Origin of the sequence: Collinsella sp. SGI.241, from assembly GCF_050312955.1 — a bacterium.
Taxonomy (GTDB): Bacteria; Actinomycetota; Coriobacteriia; order Coriobacteriales; family Coriobacteriaceae; genus Collinsella.
In genome coordinates, this window is record NZ_JBNPKM010000035.1 from 1 (window position 1) to 363 (window position 363).

General features: G+C 68.6%; 1 protein-coding gene. It reads right to left on the reverse strand.

Annotated elements, in window-relative coordinates:
- Positions 1-363, reverse strand: a 363-nt coding sequence (locus ACQQ92_RS08445; protein ID WP_427796244.1) for a DDE-type integrase/transposase/recombinase, incomplete at both ends; no start/stop codon positions are given.

Genomic DNA, 363 nt, shown 5'->3' on the forward strand with positions numbered 1-363 from the left:
AACTCGCCGCCGTAGGCGAGCAGGCGGTTCAGGAAGCGGTTGGCCGACTCGTCCTTGCCCTTGGTCTGCGGCGAGCGAGGCGCGCAGAGCCTGAGCTCGAAGCCGGCCTCCCGCGCGAACCGCCACGCCCTCTCCTGCCTGGTCCTCCTGCGGCCAGAGACGGTCACCAGGCACGACATGTTGTCCGTGATGCACTCCTCCGGGACGCCGCCGAGGCGGGTGAAGGTGGCGAGCAGGCAGGACAGCAGGTCGTCGAGCGTGCGGCTCCTGACCGGTATGAAGCGGTGCTTCCGGGAGTAGCCGAGCGTCGCGGTGAACACGCTGAACTCGAAGACCTCGCCCTCCGAGTCGACGAGCCTCATG